A 15,562-nucleotide genomic window follows, 5' to 3' on the forward strand; every position below is an offset into this window, starting at 1 on the left:
GTATTCACCTGCTGTTACCACGCCATGGACTTCGTCCTCCGTTTCAGGAGAGGGCCACACGTACCTTGCACGACAATCCGTCCGAGTCCGGTGACGGACCCGGATCCGATCCAGTCGAGAATCTCTTCGAGGCGGTATTCGTTCGCGCGGATCTGGGCGACTACAGCAGCTTCTCCGGCCCCGAGATGCACCTGGCGCAAGCGGCGCTCCTGGGGGCGCACCAGGAGGTGCTCGCACAGATGCCCGAGGCACTGCGCGAGCACTGGCGGGGCTTCCAGAAGGACGGCGACGGGTTCCTGATCTGGTGGCCCAGCGACCGGATGAGCCGGGTGGTCTCCACCTACGTCGCGGCCTTCCAGGACAGCCTGGAGAAGAAGAACGTCACCAGGGAACCCGGCAAGCTGCTGCGGGTCCGGCTGTCGGTCGTCACCGGCCTCGCCGCGGAGAGCGCGCTCGGCACCGCGGGCGAGGGCGCCGTCGAGGCCAAGCGGCTCGTCGACTGCGAGCAGGCGAAGTGGCTGCAACGGGAGTTCGCCGACCAGCAGTTGGTGGTGATCGTCAGCCAGTACGTGTACGAACAGGCCGTGCGCGGAGGCTGGGCCGAGGGCGTCGACCCGGCGAGCTTCCAGCCCGTCCAGGTCCTCGACAAGCACAAGAAGAAGTGGGGCGCCTTCCTCACTGCGCCCGGCCGCACGGCCGAGGAGGTGCGCAGAACCGTCGATCCGTCGCTGCTCGCCCGGCTGCGACGCCGTTTCGGCAGAACCGTTGCACCCCGGATCCGCGGAATCTCACGGGCGGTCAGATGGACACCGCGGCTCGTACTGGCGTCCCTGGTGGCACCGGCCGTGGCAACCCTCACGGCGGCGGCGCTCCTGACGCCCCTCACGTTCTCCCTGGCACCGGGCGGGGCGGGGACGGTCGACGCGTCGGTCTGGGCGGCGGAGAACGCGACCCCCGCCCCCGACCGCCCCGGTCCCGCGACCTCGCGCTCGGAGGACATCCGGCCCCGGCTGTCCGTCCCCACAGCGGCCGCCACCGAGCAGGGAACGGTCGGCAACGTGGGCGACGGCGGAGTCCTGGCCGCCGACGGGACCGGAGCCCGGCTCGTGGACGACCCCGAAGGCGCCGGCCGGACCTGGCAGTGGCGGCCGGGAGACGACGGACGACTGCGCCTGACCACCGGCCGGGACCGGGCGCTCACCCTCGACCCCGACACCGGCCGGGTCCTGCTCGACCGCTACGCCGACGTCCCCGCCCAGGAGTGGTGGGCCGTCCCCGTACCCGGCGGCCAGGGCGCGTTCCGCCTCCACAACGGCGCCCACCCGGACGGCTGCCTCACCGCACACGGAGAGGCCGGCCCGCTGACGCTGGAGGCATGCCGGGCGGGTGATCGGACGCAGCACTGGACGGTCGGCTGACCGGCCGCCCCCGCCCCGGTCCGCGCCCCGTGAGCGCGGGTTGTGCTCCGGAGCCATCCCGTCAGGTGACGGGGGATGGTCGGGGCCGCTCGGCGGGCGCTCCACCCTGGTGGACAGGGAATCGGGGCAGGGGGCGGGATGTCGGAGTACGCGGGCGGACGGGCGGCCGAGATCGCCGTGGCCGCGGGGCTGGGGGCGCTGGCGGCCTTCCAGGGCTACGTCCAGGAGGCCGACGCGAAGATCAACAGCATGCTGGTGGTGCACACCGGGGGAGTCGTCGCCGTGGTGACCACCCTCGGGGCGGACGGCCGGGACCGGTCCGGACCCCTCATCGACCTCGCTCTGGCCGGGTTCGCCGTCGCCTTCCTGGTCTCGGGGTTCCATCTGGGCCGGGCGATGAGGCCCCGGCTGCACGTCCCGCTCCCGCTCAGCCCGTTCGGCTTCATGGGACTGGACATACCGCCCGCCGCCGACCCGCGCCTGCTGTGCTCCCAACTCTGGGACATGGCACGCCTGTTGGGCGCCATCGCACACGCCAAGAACCGACACCTGCTGCGCGCCATGCCCTGGACCGGGGTCATGCTGTGCTGCGGGGTCACGGTGTCGGTTCTCGGCACCTAGAACTCCGCCGTCCTCAGCAGTGGTACACCGTCGTGTGCTTGAACGAGGACGCCGAGCCGTTGAAGCCGTACGTCCCCCGGTACGCCGGCGGGTTCTGGTACTCGCCGACCACGGTGAGCGTGTCCGCGCAGGAGCCCGTGCCCGCGCGCTTGGCGTCCAGCCGGATCGTCTCACCGATGAACCCGCCCGTGATGTTCCAGGGGGCCCCGCAGATGGTGCCGGTGATCTGACCGCCGGTGATCACATGCGGGTAGGTGTTGGGGTTGTACTTCACCTCCATGTCGAAGGTGACGGAGCCGTTGTGCAGGACCAGCTTCGCCGCCGCGGACACCGCCTCGGCGGACACCTGCTGCTGCAGCGCGAACGCCTCGTCGCGGGTCTTGACCTCCGCGCCCTGCGCGTTGTGGAAGCGGTGCTCGGCCGAGGCCGCGCCCTTTTGCCTGCGTGCCTGTGTCGTCATGGGATGCTCCTCCTCAGGCCAGCTGCTCGGCGACCTCGACGCGCAGCAGCGCGCGGACGTTCTCGATGTGGTTGACGACCGTCACCACCGACGAACCGGCGAACAGCAGCCCCACCGCGACGTTGTCGAGCGAGGTGACCAGGGACCCCGAGTCCCCGCCCGCGGAGATGTTCGTGGTCAGGATCTGGTCCTTGAAGCGGGCCGTACCGGCCGTGCCGTAGTTGACGTCGATCGTCGCGTCGACCGCGATGATCCGGCCGAAACTGATGTTGGTCGTCCGGCCCGTCTTCTTCACCAGGTCGCCGACCGCCACATTCGCCTTGCGCCGCCAGGCACGCGGCGCACCGCTGAAGTACTGCTCCCGGGTCGCGTCCTGGAAGTCCACCGAGCCCAGGGCCGCGTCGATGACGTTGTTGTGCTGCTCCAGCGGGATCTGCGGCGCGAACTGGATCGTCACGAAACGGTCCAGGGTCGAGATCCGGTCCGCCGGGTCGATGCCGCCGTCGAAGACACCCGGCTGCACGATCGGACTGCCCAGCTGCGCCCGGTTGGAGTCCGCGAGCACATGGTTGTTGGACAGGATGTAGAACTTCGCCGGGACACCCAGACCCGGGCCCGGCGGATCGACCGTCGCACCCGGCAGGAAGTCGTACACCACACTGCCGAGCGTGCCCGCGGTCACCCGTACGTTGCCCACCGAGAAGCCCGAAGGGCTGGGCCGCATACGGCGCTTGAGGATCTGCGGCTCGAACGCGGCGGCCGTGCCCAGCTCCTCAAGCAGCGGCTGCGACAGCCGCGCCAGCTGCTCCTCGGCGCCGTCCGGGCCGTAGGACACCCCGCGCCGCTCCTCGCGCCGCGCACCCGGCGCCCGCTGCTGCCGCTGGGCGGCGACATGGCCCACGGCCACCACGTCGGTCGGTGTGCCGTCGTCCATCTGGTACGGGATCACATCCCGTTCCGGCAGCATCGACTCCGGGACCTTCTGGGTCACGAACACCAACACGGCCTCCTCGCCGGTCGGTTGACCCCCACTCCACTTCACGCCGTGGCCGTAGCCGACGACGTTCGCCAGCGGCTGCTCACGCCGCAGGAAGTCCGACAACGCCTGCCGGCGCGAGCTGTCGCTCAGCTGTGCGCCGGTGGGGCCTCGCATCAGTTCGGGCTGGCTCGTCACGGCCAGACCACCTTCTTCCCCGGTGATTTCCGGTGTCGTCGCGGTGCCGGGGCGTACGGTCGCCACTCCTGCGCGTCGCTACTCCTGCGCGGAGACCTCGCCGATCGCGAGCACGCGCACGGGTACGCCGTCGAGCTCGTCCGGAACCACGTCCTCTTCCCTGAGCCGGTCCCGGGGCACCTTGCGGGTCACGAAGACGACGATGACGTCCTCACCCGTGTGCTCGTCCTTCCCGGTCCCGACCCCCGTCACATTGGGCAGGCTCATCAGCCGGCCCTCATGGAGGCTGCGTGTCCGACGTGCGTCCACTCCGGCTCGCCTCCCCCGGGTGCTTCAGGTGGTTGCTGTCTATTGCCGCGGAGCACGCCGGTCAAGCATGTCCGCCGTAAATCATGGGTACTGCGGTGATCTGTGCCGGTTGACCTTCTTTACGAAGATTCGTCCGACCAATTTCCCGGGCTGGAGGGGACGCTGGTGCCGGTGCGCGGACACGGACGGATTCACGCAAGGGGGTCCGGTGGCGTCGCCCGGTGTTCAACTCCCGTTCAGGCGGGGGCGCGACGGTTGCGCCGACCCGAGGTACGCCACCCTCCACGGCACACCCACCGTCACAGGAGACACCATGTCGCTCACCCGCAGGGACTTCGCCCGAACCTCCGCGATCACCGGGGCCGGTGTCGCGCTGGCGGGCAGTGTGGGGGTCCTCGCCACCGCGCCGAACGCCCTCGCCTCCACCGAAGTCGACGGCGAGGAGTCCGCGGGCAGCCCCTTCGGTGTCGGCTACGGGCCGCTGATCCCCGACCCGGACGGCATCCTCGCGCTGCCCGCCGGATTCAGCTACCGCGTCCTCACCTACAGCGGGAGGACCAAGCTGGAGTCGGGCGAGTTCACCCCCTCCAACCACGACGGCACGGCCGCCTTCCGCGGCCCGCGCGGCACCACCCTCCTGGTCAACAACCACGAGCTGAAGGGCCCGCGCGCCAACTGGGACCACCCCGTCCCGCTCACCGAGGGCCTCGTCTACGACCCCGCGGCCTCCGGCGGCTGCACGGTTGTCGAGGTGCGCCCCGACGGCCGGGTCGCCGAGTGGGTCGGCATCGCCGGCACCTCCACCAACTGCGCGGGCGGCAGCACCCCTTGGGGCACCTGGCTGACCTGTGAGGAGAACTCCGACAAGGCCGGCGTCAACGGCATGACCAAGGACCACGGCTACGTCTTCGAGGTCGACCCCGCCGACCGGCGCGCCAACCGCGACCCCAAGCCCCTGAAGTTCTTCGGCCGTTACGACCACGAGGCCGTCGTCATCGACCCCAGGCGCGGACACGCCTACCTCACCGAGGACGCCTCCAAGCCCAACGGCCTGTTCTTCCGCTGGACCCCGCCCAAGGGCTTCGAGTACGGCCGCGGCAGGTTCCGCACCCTCGCCGACGACGCCGGCGTCCTCCAGGCGCCCAGGTGCTTCGACTCCGGCGGCCAGTTCGTCGACGACCTCTCCCGCGCCACGAAGGTCGGCACGGTCTACGGCGTCGACTGGATCGACGTCCCCGACCGCGACGCGCAGACCGTCGCGGTGCGGAACCAGTTCGCGGCCGGCGAGATCACCCGTGCCCGCAAGCTGGAGGGCATGTGGTGGGGTGACGGCGGCGCCTACATCGTCTCCTCCTACGCCCGCGAGGAGAGCCCCGGCGCCCCCCACGACGGCCAGGTCTGGTTCTACGACCCCAAGCGCCGCACCCTGACCCTGAAGGTCCTCCTCGGCGTCAACCCGGACCCCTCCGTCGACGGCGCCTTCGACGGCCCCGACAACATCACCGTCTCCCCCTACGGCGGCATCGTCCTCGCCGAGGACGGCGAAGGCGTCTCCCACCTGTTCGGCGCGACGGACAGCGGCCGCACCTACCCCATCGCCCGCAACGACCTCAACGTCGGCACCGAAGAGGAGCCCGAGTACAGCGAGTTCGCGGGCGTCACCTTCTCGCCCGGCGGCCGGACCCTGTACGCCAACATCCAGAAGCCCGGCATCCTGCTGGCCATCACCGGCCCCTGGAAGCGGCAGCAGCGCGGATGAATTAATTCGCTCGCCCGTCCCGCGGCACGCCTCCTAGAGTGATGAACGTCCAGGTGCGAAGGCAGGACCTACTTCCACTCATAATGGGGCGGCCGCGGGTTCGAGTCCCGCCACCGGTACAACGCGCCGGTGTAGCTCAGGGGTTAGAGCACCTAATGTCGGTTCCGTCGACCTGAACTCTGGACACCACAACTTCATTGCACCTCCCGGTGCGCGGGCTGCGGCTACTTCTCTTCCAAAGAATCCGGGCCGCCGCCGACTTGATCTCGGGAGGCGCAGCTCATGGTGGGTGCCCGGTGCGCAGGCAGCGGTTACTTCATTGGATCAGAAGGTTGCGGGTTCGAATCCCGTCGTCGACTCCGGGTCGGCGTAGCTCAACGGATAGAGCATCTGACTTAGTCCGCCGCCGACTTCTGACCTCGGGCACCCTCCTTTTGCTGCGCCTCCCTCCGAAACAGAAACGAATTCGGGGGAATTCACCATGGCGCGATTCAACTCCAAGGCCGCGCGGGCTCAGCCCACTTCGCGGGTGACATCGACGGGACGCATTCTGCGTACGTACGAGGGCGGCCGCGGCCACGAGCGCGACGCACGCTCCGAGCTCTTCCTGCTCGCCGTCGCCAACTTCGTCTCGCAGGACACCTTCTACGAGTCCGGCGCCGACCGCGACGACCGGTTCGCGCGCCTCGTGCGCGAGCTCGCCGTCACCGACCCGGCGTGGACGGCCGGCCTGCTCGGCTGGCTGCGCGGCGAGGGCAACCTCCGTACGGCCTCCATCGTGGGCGCCGCCGAGTACGTCAAGGCACGCCTCGACGCCGGTGCCACCGACGGACCGTCGAACCGGCAGGTCGTCGACTCCGTGCTGCGGCGGCCGGACGAGCCCGGCGAGCTGCTCGCGTACTGGACGGCGACGTACGGCCGCAATGTGCCCAAGCCGGTCAAGCGCGGCATCGCCGACGCCGTACGGCGGCTCTACGGCGGCAAGTCGCTGCTGAAGTACGACACGGCGTCCAAGGGCTACCGCTTCGGTGACATCCTCAACCTGGTGCATGCGGCGCCGGACCCGGACAAGCCGTGGCAGGGCGAGCTGTTCCAGTACGCCCTCGACCGTCGGCACAACCCGGAGACCGCCGTGCCGCCCGCGTCCAACCGGACGCTGGTCGCGCACCGCGAGCTGATGGCGCTGCCCGTCGAGGACCGGCGCGGGGTCGTCACGTCCGAGGGCGGGGCCGAGCGGCTCGCGGCGGCCGGGATGACCTGGGAGGCGCTGGCGGGCTGGCTCCAGGGGCCGATGGACAAGGCGGCCTGGGAGGCCGTGATCCCGTCCATGGGCGCGATGGCGCTCGTGCGGAATCTGCGGAACTTCGACGAGGCGGGCGTCTCGGACGAGGTCGCCGCGCAGGTCGCCGCGCGCATCAGCGACCCGGCCGAGGTCGCGCGCTCGCGGCAGTTCCCCTTCCGCTACCTCGCCGCGTACCAGCACGCGCCGTCGCTGCGCTGGTCGTACCCGCTGGAGCAGGCGCTCGGCCACTCGCTGGCCAATGTGCCGGCGCTGCCCGGGCGGACGCTGGTGCTCGTCGACCGGTCCGGCTCGATGTGGGCGCGGCTGTCGGACCGTTCGCAGCTCAACCGGGCGGACGCGGCGGCGATCTTCGGTACGGCGCTCGCGCTGCGGGCGAAGGACGCGGACCTGGTGGAGTTCGGGTCGACGAGCGCGCCGGTGAAGTACCGCAAGGGTGAGTCGGTGCTGAAGATCCTGGACCGCTTCGGCGACCTGGGCGGCACCGACACCACCGAGGCCGTGCGGCGGCACTACCGCAAGCACGACCGGGTGCTGATCGTCACCGACGAGCAGTACACGCACAGCCGCCACGGCGACCCGACCTCGCAGGTCCCGGCGGACGTGCCGGTGTACACCTGGAACCTCGCGGGGTACCGGGCGGGGCACGGTCCGTCGGGGAAGGCGAACCGGCATGTGTTCGGCGGCCTTTCGGACGCCGCGTTCCGGATGGTTCCGCTGCTGGAGGCGGCGCGGGACGCGGACTGGCCGTGGGCCGTGGCGTGATGTGACGGTGGCCCGTACCCCTGGGGGTACGGGCCACTCGTCGGTGGTCGTCGCGCCGGCTACAGCGCCTGGGCCGCCGGCTTCACCATGCCGCGGACCGTGCGGGACTTCACGAAGTCGCCCATGGCCGTCATCTCCCATTCGCCGGAGAACTGGCGGATGAGCTTGGCCATCATCACGCCGGTCTGGGGCTCGGCGCTGGTGAGGTCGAAGCGGACGAGCTCCTCGCCGGTCGTGGCGTCCATCAGCCGGCAGTAGGCCTTGGCGACCTCGGTGAACTTCTGGCCGGAGAAGGAGTTGACGGTGAAGACGAGCCCGCTGACCTCCTGGGGCAGGCGGCCCAGGTCCACGGTGATGACCTCGTCGTCGCCGCCGCCCTCGCCGGTGAGGTTGTCGCCGGAGTGGCGGATCGCGCCGTTCACGATCTGGAGCTTGCCGAAGTAGCAGCTGTCGATGTGGTTGCGCTGGGGTCCGTAGGCGATGACCGAGGCGTCCAGGTCGATGTCCTTGCCGCGGTAGGCCGGCTCCCAGCCGAGGCCCATCTTGACCTGGGAGAGCAGGGGGCGGCCGCCCTTGACCAGGGAGACGGTCTGGTTCTTCTGGAGGCTGACCCGGCCCTTGTCGAGGTTGATCTTTCCGGTGCCGGGGGCGTGGGCCGGCGGGGGAGGGGTGGCCGGGGTGGTCATCGGCGGGGCCGGCGGGGTGACCGGGGGCTGCATGGTGGGCTGGGGCGGGGCTACGGGCGCGGCCGCGGGGGCCGGGGCCGGTTCCTCCACGGTCACGCCGAAGTCGGTGGCGATGCCGGCGAGGCCGTTGGCGTAGCCCTGGCCGACGGCGCGGGCCTTCCAGGCGCCGTTGCGCAGGTAGATCTCCACGATCACCAAGGCCGTTTCGGAGCCGAGCTGCGGGGGTGTGAAGGTCGCCAGGACGGAGTTGTCGTCGGCGTTGCGGATGGTGGCCGTGGGTTCGATGCCCTGGAAGGTCTGGCCGGCGGCGTCCGGGCTGGCGGTGACGACGATCTTCTCGATGCCCGGGGGGACGGTGGAGGTGTCGACGGTGATCGCGTCGGGGGCGGTGCCGCCGCCCGAGCGGTACGTCACGCCCGGGCCGGTGGGCTGGTTGTAGAAGATGAAGTCGTCGTCGGAGCGCACCTTGCCGTCGGCGGTGAGCAGCAGGCCCGATACGTCGAGCCGCACCGGGGCGGCGACGTCCACCGTCACGCGCGCGGCGGAGAGAGGAATGTTCGAGCCGGGGGTCATAGCTGTCATGCCCGGTGAACGAGCGGGGTGGCTTTGCCGTTCCCTTACCCGGGGCCAATCGGCTGGGCCGAGTTTTTTTTCGCCCCCGCCGCCCCTACCCGTCCCGTCCCTGGGGGCTGCCGCCCCCAGACCCCCGCTTCGGCCCTGAACGGGCCTCGTCCTCAAACGCCGGACGGGCTGAATGATGCCGACCGGCGTCGAGACAAACCTCTACGGCACCACCACGATCTTTCGGCCCACGCCCGCCGCGAACTGCTCCAGGGCCTGGGGGTAGCGGTCCAGGGGGATGCGGTCGCTGATGAAGATGTCCGGGTCGAGGACGCCGGTCGCGAAGAGTTCCGCCGCGCGTTCGAAGCTGTGGAGGACTGCCATGGAGCCGGTGATCGTGATCTCTTGGTTGTAGATGCGGTACGGGTCGATCGTCACCCGGGTCGCATAGTCCGCCACCCCGAACTGCAGGAACGTGCCCGCCTTCGCCACCCGGTCCAAGCCGTCCTGGATTGCGGCAGCGTTTCCCGTGGCGTCGACCACCAGGTCCCAGCCCTGCGGGCGGTCCAGTTCGTCCGGGGTCGCCGCCGAGGCCGAGACGCCGAGGCGGCGGGCCGTTTCCAGGCGGGTGGGGTTCACGTCGACCATGTCGACGCTCGCCGCGCCCGTCCGCTTGGCCAGCTCCAGCATCATCAGGCCCATCGTGCCCGAGCCGTAGATCAGGACGTGGGCGCCCAGGCGGGACTGGAGGACGTCGTAGCCGCGTACCGCGCAGGACAGCGGCTCCACCAGCGCGGCGTCCTGCGTGCGGACGTGTTCCGGGAGCTTCACGCAGTTCGCGACGGGGGCGACGGCGTACTGGGCCGCGCCGCCCGCCGTCGTCACGCCTATCGCCGCCCAGCGTTCGCAGAGGTTGTTGTGGCCCGTACGGCAGTAGCGGCACTCGTGGCAGTACAACGACGGGTCCACCGCCACCCTGTCGCCCGGCGACAGCTCCGTGACCTGTGTGCCCACTCCGACCACCGTGCCCGCGAACTCGTGCCCCGGCACGATCGGCAGCTTCGGTGCGAACTCGCCCTGGAGGATGTGGAGATCGGTGCCGCACAGGCCGCAGGCCGCCACCTCCACGACGACCTCGCGCGGGCCCGGAGTCGGGTCGGGCACCTCGGCGACGACGGCGCGGCCCACGGACTCGATGACGGCGGCCTTCATTTCACGGCTCCCAACGACAGGCCCTGGACCAGCTTGTCCTGGGCGGCGAACCCCGCGGCGAGCACCGGCAGGGAGATGACGAGCGAGGCGGCGCACACCTTCGCCAGGAACAGGCCCTGGCTGGTGATGAAGCCGGTCAGGAAGACGGGGGCGGTCTCGGCCACGACACCCGTCAGCACTCGGGCGAACAGCAGCTCGTTCCAGCTGAAGATGAAGCAGATCAGGGATGTTGCGGCGATGCCCGGCAGGGCTATGGGGGCCACCACCCGCCCGAGGATCGTCGGCAGACGCGCGCCGTCGATCTGTGCCGCCTCGATGATCGCGACCGGCACCTCGGCGAGGAAGGACTGCATCATCCACACCGCGATCGGCAGGTTCATGGCCGTGTAGAGGATGACCAGCGCCCAGATGTTGTCGAGCAGACCGGTGTTCTTCGCGAAGAGGTAGATCGGCAGCAGGCCTGCCACCAGCGGCAGCATCTTCGTCGACAGGAAGAAGAACAGGACGTCCGTCCACTTCTTCACCGGGCGGATCGACAGCGCGTACGCGGCGGGCAGCGCCAGGGCAAGGGTCAGCAACGTCGAGGCCAGCGATGCCGTCATCGAGTTGATCAGCGAGGGCCAGGGGCTCGCGCCGCCGTCGATGCCGAAGAACTCGCGGTAGCTGTCGAGGGTGAGGGAGGCGGCGACGGAGGGCGGGTTGGTCGCCGCGTCCGCCTCGGAGTGGAAGGAGGTCAAGACCATCCAGAGGATGGGGAGCACGAACAGGAGGCCGGCCAGCCAGGCCGCTACCCCGAGGGCCGCGCCCTGGAAACGGAACCGGCCGTGCGACCGGATGGCTGCGGTGGTCATCAGCGGGACACCTCCGCGCGGAACAGGGACGACACGACGCGCAGGGCGAAGGTCGCGAGGATGATCGAGCCGATGACGACGATGACGCCGGCCGCCGAGGCGAGGCCGTTCTCGTGCGCCTGGTAGAAGGTCTGGTAGATGGTGTACGGCAGGTTCGCGGTGCCCAGGCCGCCGGAGGTGATGGTGTACACCGCGTCGAAGTTCTGCACGATGTAGATCGAGCCGAGCAGCACGCTCAGTTCGATGTAGCGGCGGATGTGCGGCAGCGTCATATGGACGAACACCTGCCAGTCGCTCGCGCCGTCCACCCGGGCCGCCTCGATCAGCTGCGGGTCGCGGCTCTGCAGTCCGGCGAGCAGGATCAGCGTCATGAACGGCGTCCACTGCCAGATCAGGGACGCTTCGACCGCCATCAGCGGCATCTCGGAGATCCAGTCGGGCTGGGGTGCGCCGTCGCCTCCGATCCAGTGCAGGATGCCGTTGAAGAGGCCGTACTCGGGGTTGAAGAGGACGTGCTTCCACAGCAGCGCGGCGGCGATCGGCACCAGCAGGAACGGGGCGATGAGCATGGTGCGGACCGCTGCCCGGCCACGGAACTTCCGGTCCAGAAGCAGTGCCAGCAGCAGGCCGAGCAGCAGGCTGACGAGGACGACCGTGGCGGTCAGCAGGACCGTGGTCCACACCGACTTGCGCAGTTCGGGCGTGCTGAGGACTTCCGAGTAGTTGGCGAAGCCGGCGAAGTGGCGGTCGTCCGGGTAGAGGGCGTTCCAGTCGAAGAACGAGATCACCAGGGTGGCCACGAAGGGCAGCTGCGTCACGAGGATCATGAAGACCAGCGCGGGCAGCAGGGGTGCCCGGGTGGCCCAGGCACGCATACGGTTCGGCCGTCGGGCCGCCGGCCGCCGGGGAGCGGCGGCGACCCGGGTCGGGGAAGTCGTGACGGTCATGACTACTGGTACTTCTTTCCTACGGCCTCGGCGAGCCGCTGCGACTTGCTCAGGGCGCTGTCCACGGACTGCCGGCCGGCGATGGCGGCGCTGATCTCCTGGGAGACCTTGGTGCCCAGGTCGGTGAACTCGGGGATGCCGACGAACTGGATGCCGGGTGCGGGCCGGGGCTGTACGCCCGGGTCCTCGGGCTCGGCGTTCGCGATGGCGTCGCGGGTGACGTCGGCGAAGGCGGCCGCGTCCTTGCGGTACTCGGGGATGTCGTACGTCGATGTCCGCTTGCCGCCGGGCACGTTGGCCCAGCCGATCTTCTCGCCGACGAGCCGCTCGTAGTCCTTGCCGGAGGCCCAGGAGATGAACTTCCAGGCGTTCTCGGCGTTCTTGGAGGACTTCTGGATGCCCCAGGCCCAGGTGTAGAGCCAGCCCGAGCTCTCGGTCTTCTCGACCGGCGCCGGGACGTAGCCGATCTTGCCCTTGACCGGGGAGCCGGAGGCCTCCAGGGAGCCGGCGCCGGCGGTGGCGTCGTACCACATGGCCGTCTTGCCCTGGGTCATGTTGTTCAGGCACTCGGCGTAGCCGGACTGGGCGGCGCCGGACTCGCCGTGCTCGCGGACCAGGTCGACGTAGAACCGGGTGGCTTCCTTGAACTCCTTGGAGTCCAGTTGTGCGTTCCAGTCCTGGTCGAACCAGGTGCCGCCGAAGGTGTTGACGACCGTGGTGAGCGGTGCCATGACCTCGCCCCAGCCGGGCAGGCCGCGCAGGCAGATGCCCTTCATGTCGGACTCGGCCTCGTCCACCTTCGCGGCGAGGTCGGCGACCTGCTGCCAGGTGGGCTTGGCGGGCATGGTCAGGCCGGCCTTCTCCAGGACGTCCTTGCGGTACATCAGGAAGGAGGACTCGCCGTAGAAGGGCTCGCCGTAGAGCTTGCCGTCCTCCGCGGTGAGGGCCTGGGTCATCGGGGTGAGGACGTCGTCCTGGTCGAAGGCGGTGTCGTCCTTGACGTACGAGTCCAGGGAATGGAGCCAGCCGTTCTTGGCGTAGATCGGTATCTCGTAGTTGCTCAGGGTGGCGACGTCGTACTGGCCGGCCTGGTTGGCGAAGTCCTGGCTGATCTTGTCGCGGACGTCGTTCTCGGGCAGGACGGTGAAGTTCACCTTGATCCCGGTGTCCTTGGTGAAGTTGTCCGCGGTGAGCTTCTGGAGCTCCACCATCTGCGGGTTGTTCACCATCAGGACGTTGATGGAGTCGCCGCCGGAGGATCCGGATCCGCCGGCGCCCGCGCAGGCGGCGAGCGGAGTGATCAGCGTCCCTACGGCGGCCACGAGGAGGAGGGAGCGTGGCGCGCTTCGGCTCTGGGTTCGCATGGGTGCTCCTGGACATTTAGGGGGAAAGGGGGCGGCGGTGGGTATGGGGGTGCCCTGCGGGGGCGGGAGCGGGTCTGTCAGACGCGGATGACCTGGGGTCCCAGCAGGGAGTAGCGGTGGGCCTCGGCCGCGGGGAGCAGCGTGCTCGTCACGATCGCCTCCAGGGCGCCGACCTCGGCGAACCGGCAGAAGCTGACCGCTCCGAACTTGGTGTGCACGCCGGCGAACACCGTGCGCCGCGCGGACCGGATCGCCTGCGCCTTGACCTCGCTGACCGAGGGGTCGGGGGTGGTGAGGCCGTGGTCGCGGGAGATGCCGTTGGCGCCGATGAACGCCAGGTCGATGACGAAGCCGGCGAGCATCTTCGTCGTCCAGTGGTCGACGGTCGCCAGCGTGCCGGACCGCACCCGGCCGCCGAGCAGCAGGACCGAGACGTTCTCGGCCTCGGCGAGCGAGCCCGCGACCGGCAGGGACGCGGTGACCACGGTCAGCGGCCGGTCCCTGGGCAGGGCCTCGGCGACGAGCTGCGGGGTGAAGCCCTCGTCGACGAAGACCGTCTCGGCGTCCCCGAGCAGACCGGCCGCAGCGGCCGCGATCCGGCGCTTCTCGGGTACATGGCTGGTGGCACGGAAGGCGAGCGTCGTCTCGAAGCCGGCGCTCTCCACGGGGTAGGCGCCGCCGTGGGTGCGGCGGAGCAGGCCGTGGTCCTCCAGGACGCGCAGGTCCCGGCGTACGGTCTCCTTGGCGACGCCCAGTTCGGTGGCGAGCGCGGTGACGTCGACCGAGCCGGTGACCCGTGCGAGGCGCACGATCTCACGCTGGCGTTCCTCGGCGGTCTTCGCCGTATTCGCCGTCGTCATCGTCGACACCCGCTTCCGTGCTGTGCTGCGTGACCCGATCGCGTCGGGGGCGGTCGGGTCACGTTGCCCGTTCGGGCCCGGTGCGGCCCATGGGGGAATTTCTACAGCCGGGTTTGGGGTCTGAACAGGTCTGTTGCGGAGTCGAAACTGCCCGCTTGTGCCCGTTTGGCTCGGCGGCTGCCCGTCTCGGACCTGCACGGCCGTAGATCGCGGACGTGAGAACGGGCAGGGCGGATGCCCGAATGCGGAAGCGGGCGGGCCCGTTCCGTGCCCGCCCGCTCTCCGGACGCTCGTTTTCCGCCGTGCCGACGGCTCAGTACGGCCAGATCGGCGGGTCGCTCACGAAGTGGCCGCCCAGGTGGGCGTGCGCGATGTTCTCCGGGTCCAGTTCGCCCTGCTCGGCGATGAGCTTCTCGGCGTAGGGCTCGGAGTCGTCCTGCGGGTCGTAGCCGAGGGAGCGGGCGGTGGTCAGGTCCCACCACAGGCGGGTGTTGGCCGAGGAGCCGTATACGACGGTGTGGCCGACGTTCTCCGCGGTCAGGGAGGCGTGGAAGAGGCGGGCGCCGTCGGCCGGGCTCATCCACACCGAGAGCATGCGGACGCTGGTCGGCTCGGCGAAGCACGAGCCGATGCGCACCGAGACGGTCTCCAGGCCGTACTTGTCCCAGTAGAACTGCGCGAGGTCCTCGCCGAAGGACTTGGACAGGCCGTAGAAGGTGTCCGGGCGGTGCGGGGTGTCGATCGGGATCAGGGGGTCGTCGCCCTGGGGGCGCGGGGTGAAGCCCACCGCGTGGTTGGAGGAGGCGAAGACGATGCGTGCCACGCCCTCCTCGCGCGCGGCCTCGTACAGGTTGTAGGTGCCCTCGATGTTGGCCTTGAGGATCTTCTCGAAGGGGGCTTCCAGGGAGATGCCCGCGAGGTGGATGATCGCGTCCACGCCCCGGACGGCCTCGCGCAGCGCCTCCTTGTCGGCCAGGTCCGCCACGACGGCGTCCGGCTCGCCCTCGACGGGCAGCAGGTCGAGCAGGCGCAGCTGGTAGCCGTAGGCCGGGAGCAGGTCCCGCATCAGGGTGCCGAGTCCGCCGGCGGCGCCGGTGAGCAGAACGGTGCGAGGCGCTGGCATCCTCGGTTCTCCTTGAGTCGACGGCCGTATGAGCGCACGGTATTCACATTCATGGACAAGCTAAGGATCATCGCCACGCCCCGTCAAGGGTGGCGCGGGTGTCGTTCATAAATATAAACTCCGATCAGAAACCTGCACGTCCGGATCCTTGA

14 protein-coding genes are annotated in these 15,562 nt (G+C 69.9%); 4 read left to right on the top strand and 10 right to left on the bottom strand.

Annotated elements, in window-relative coordinates; all coding sequences use genetic code 11:
- Positions 1–65 precede the first annotated feature (65 nt).
- Both AB0Q90_RS08880 and AB0Q90_RS08885 read left to right on the top strand, forming a co-directional pair.
- Positions 66–1,418 (top strand): hypothetical protein, encoded by a 1,353-nt coding sequence (locus tag AB0Q90_RS08880; protein WP_363165621.1) that lies wholly within the window; start codon positions 66–68, stop codon positions 1,416–1,418.
- A gap of 138 nt (positions 1,419–1,556) precedes the next feature.
- Positions 1,557–2,039, top strand: a complete 483-nt coding sequence (locus AB0Q90_RS08885; RefSeq protein ID WP_363165622.1) for a hypothetical protein — start codon at positions 1,557–1,559, stop codon at positions 2,037–2,039.
- A 13-nt stretch (positions 2,040–2,052) separates the two neighbouring features.
- Here AB0Q90_RS08885 and AB0Q90_RS08890 read toward each other — a convergent pair whose 3' ends face one another.
- From AB0Q90_RS08890 to AB0Q90_RS08900, 3 genes are all read right to left on the bottom strand, one after another.
- Complete coding sequence (locus AB0Q90_RS08890; RefSeq protein WP_363165623.1) at positions 2,053–2,499, bottom strand: hypothetical protein; 447 nt, start codon at positions 2,497–2,499, stop codon at positions 2,053–2,055.
- A 13-nt stretch (positions 2,500–2,512) separates the two neighbouring features.
- Positions 2,513–3,673 (bottom strand): hypothetical protein, encoded by a 1,161-nt coding sequence (locus AB0Q90_RS08895; RefSeq protein WP_363165624.1) that lies wholly within the window; start codon positions 3,671–3,673, stop codon positions 2,513–2,515.
- A 78-nt stretch (positions 3,674–3,751) separates the two neighbouring features.
- Positions 3,752–3,940: a hypothetical protein gene (locus tag AB0Q90_RS08900; protein ID WP_363165625.1), complete on the bottom strand. Its 189-nt coding sequence runs from the start codon at positions 3,938–3,940 to the stop codon at positions 3,752–3,754.
- A 355-nt stretch (positions 3,941–4,295) separates the two neighbouring features.
- Between AB0Q90_RS08900 and AB0Q90_RS08905 the strand changes: the two genes are divergently transcribed.
- Positions 4,296–5,741, top strand: a complete 1,446-nt coding sequence (locus AB0Q90_RS08905) for an alkaline phosphatase PhoX (protein ID WP_363165626.1) — start codon at positions 4,296–4,298, stop codon at positions 5,739–5,741.
- Between the two features lie 481 nt (positions 5,742–6,222).
- Entirely contained in the window at positions 6,223–7,806 is a 1,584-nt protein-coding gene (locus tag AB0Q90_RS08910) for a TROVE domain-containing protein (protein ID WP_363165627.1), read from the top strand.
- 59 nt (positions 7,807–7,865) lie between these two features.
- On the opposite strand, the gene AB0Q90_RS08915 is transcribed toward AB0Q90_RS08910, so the two are convergent.
- From AB0Q90_RS08915 to AB0Q90_RS08945, 7 genes are all read right to left on the bottom strand, one after another.
- The gene (locus AB0Q90_RS08915) at positions 7,866–9,065 is read right to left on the bottom strand and encodes a TerD family protein (protein WP_363165654.1); all 1,200 of its coding nucleotides are present in this window, start codon (positions 9,063–9,065) and stop codon (positions 7,866–7,868) included.
- Between the two features lie 210 nt (positions 9,066–9,275).
- Positions 9,276–10,265, bottom strand: a complete 990-nt coding sequence (locus tag AB0Q90_RS08920; RefSeq protein WP_363165628.1) for a zinc-dependent alcohol dehydrogenase family protein — start codon at positions 10,263–10,265, stop codon at positions 9,276–9,278.
- A complete protein-coding gene (locus AB0Q90_RS08925) occupies positions 10,262–11,116 on the bottom strand; it encodes a carbohydrate ABC transporter permease (RefSeq protein ID WP_363165629.1) in 855 nt (284 codons plus the stop codon). Before AB0Q90_RS08925 ends, AB0Q90_RS08920 begins: the two co-directional genes overlap by 4 nt.
- Positions 11,116–12,063: a sugar ABC transporter permease gene (locus AB0Q90_RS08930; RefSeq protein ID WP_363165630.1), complete on the bottom strand. Its 948-nt coding sequence runs from the start codon at positions 12,061–12,063 to the stop codon at positions 11,116–11,118. The genes AB0Q90_RS08925 and AB0Q90_RS08930 overlap by 1 nt, the downstream gene beginning before the upstream one ends.
- 2 nt (positions 12,064–12,065) lie before the next feature.
- Entirely contained in the window at positions 12,066–13,427 is a 1,362-nt protein-coding gene (locus tag AB0Q90_RS08935; protein ID WP_363165631.1) for a sugar ABC transporter substrate-binding protein, read from the bottom strand.
- Positions 13,428–13,504: 77 nt separating this feature from the next.
- Positions 13,505–14,287, bottom strand: a complete 783-nt coding sequence (locus AB0Q90_RS08940) for a DeoR/GlpR family DNA-binding transcription regulator (RefSeq protein ID WP_363165632.1) — start codon at positions 14,285–14,287, stop codon at positions 13,505–13,507.
- A 313-nt stretch (positions 14,288–14,600) separates the two neighbouring features.
- Positions 14,601–15,410, bottom strand: coding sequence for an NAD(P)-dependent oxidoreductase (locus AB0Q90_RS08945; RefSeq protein WP_363165633.1), 810 nt, complete (start codon positions 15,408–15,410; stop codon positions 14,601–14,603).
- Positions 15,411–15,562: the final 152 nt, after the last annotated feature.

Origin of the sequence: Streptomyces sp. NPDC079141 (assembly GCF_040686775.1) — a bacterium.
Classification (GTDB): Bacteria; Actinomycetota; Actinomycetes; order Streptomycetales; family Streptomycetaceae; genus Streptomyces.

What these genes read in the sequence shown, in the direction of transcription:
- AB0Q90_RS08940 (WP_363165632.1), bottom strand. Translation starts at nt 14,287, where the DNA reads ATGACGACGGCGAATACGGCGAAGACCGCCGAGGAACGCCAGCGTGAG.
- AB0Q90_RS08910 (WP_363165627.1), top strand. Translation starts at nt 6,223, where the DNA reads ATGGCGCGATTCAACTCCAAGGCCGCGCGGGCTCAGCCCACTTCGCGG.
- AB0Q90_RS08920 (WP_363165628.1), bottom strand. Translation starts at nt 10,265, where the DNA reads ATGAAGGCCGCCGTCATCGAGTCCGTGGGCCGCGCCGTCGTCGCCGAG.
- AB0Q90_RS08915 (WP_363165654.1), bottom strand. Translation starts at nt 9,065, where the DNA reads ATGACCCCCGGCTCGAACATTCCTCTCTCCGCCGCGCGCGTGACGGTG.
- AB0Q90_RS08890 (WP_363165623.1), bottom strand. Translation starts at nt 2,499, where the DNA reads ATGACGACACAGGCACGCAGGCAAAAGGGCGCGGCCTCGGCCGAGCAC.
- AB0Q90_RS08935 (WP_363165631.1), bottom strand. Translation starts at nt 13,427, where the DNA reads ATGCGAACCCAGAGCCGAAGCGCGCCACGCTCCCTCCTCCTCGTGGCC.
- AB0Q90_RS08905 (WP_363165626.1), top strand. Translation starts at nt 4,296, where the DNA reads ATGTCGCTCACCCGCAGGGACTTCGCCCGAACCTCCGCGATCACCGGG.
- AB0Q90_RS08885 (WP_363165622.1), top strand. Translation starts at nt 1,557, where the DNA reads ATGTCGGAGTACGCGGGCGGACGGGCGGCCGAGATCGCCGTGGCCGCG.
- AB0Q90_RS08925 (WP_363165629.1), bottom strand. Translation starts at nt 11,116, where the DNA reads ATGACCACCGCAGCCATCCGGTCGCACGGCCGGTTCCGTTTCCAGGGC.
- AB0Q90_RS08930 (WP_363165630.1), bottom strand. Translation starts at nt 12,063, where the DNA reads ATGACCGTCACGACTTCCCCGACCCGGGTCGCCGCCGCTCCCCGGCGG.
- AB0Q90_RS08945 (WP_363165633.1), bottom strand. Translation starts at nt 15,410, where the DNA reads ATGCCAGCGCCTCGCACCGTTCTGCTCACCGGCGCCGCCGGCGGACTC.
- AB0Q90_RS08900 (WP_363165625.1), bottom strand. Translation starts at nt 3,940, where the DNA reads ATGAGCCTGCCCAATGTGACGGGGGTCGGGACCGGGAAGGACGAGCAC.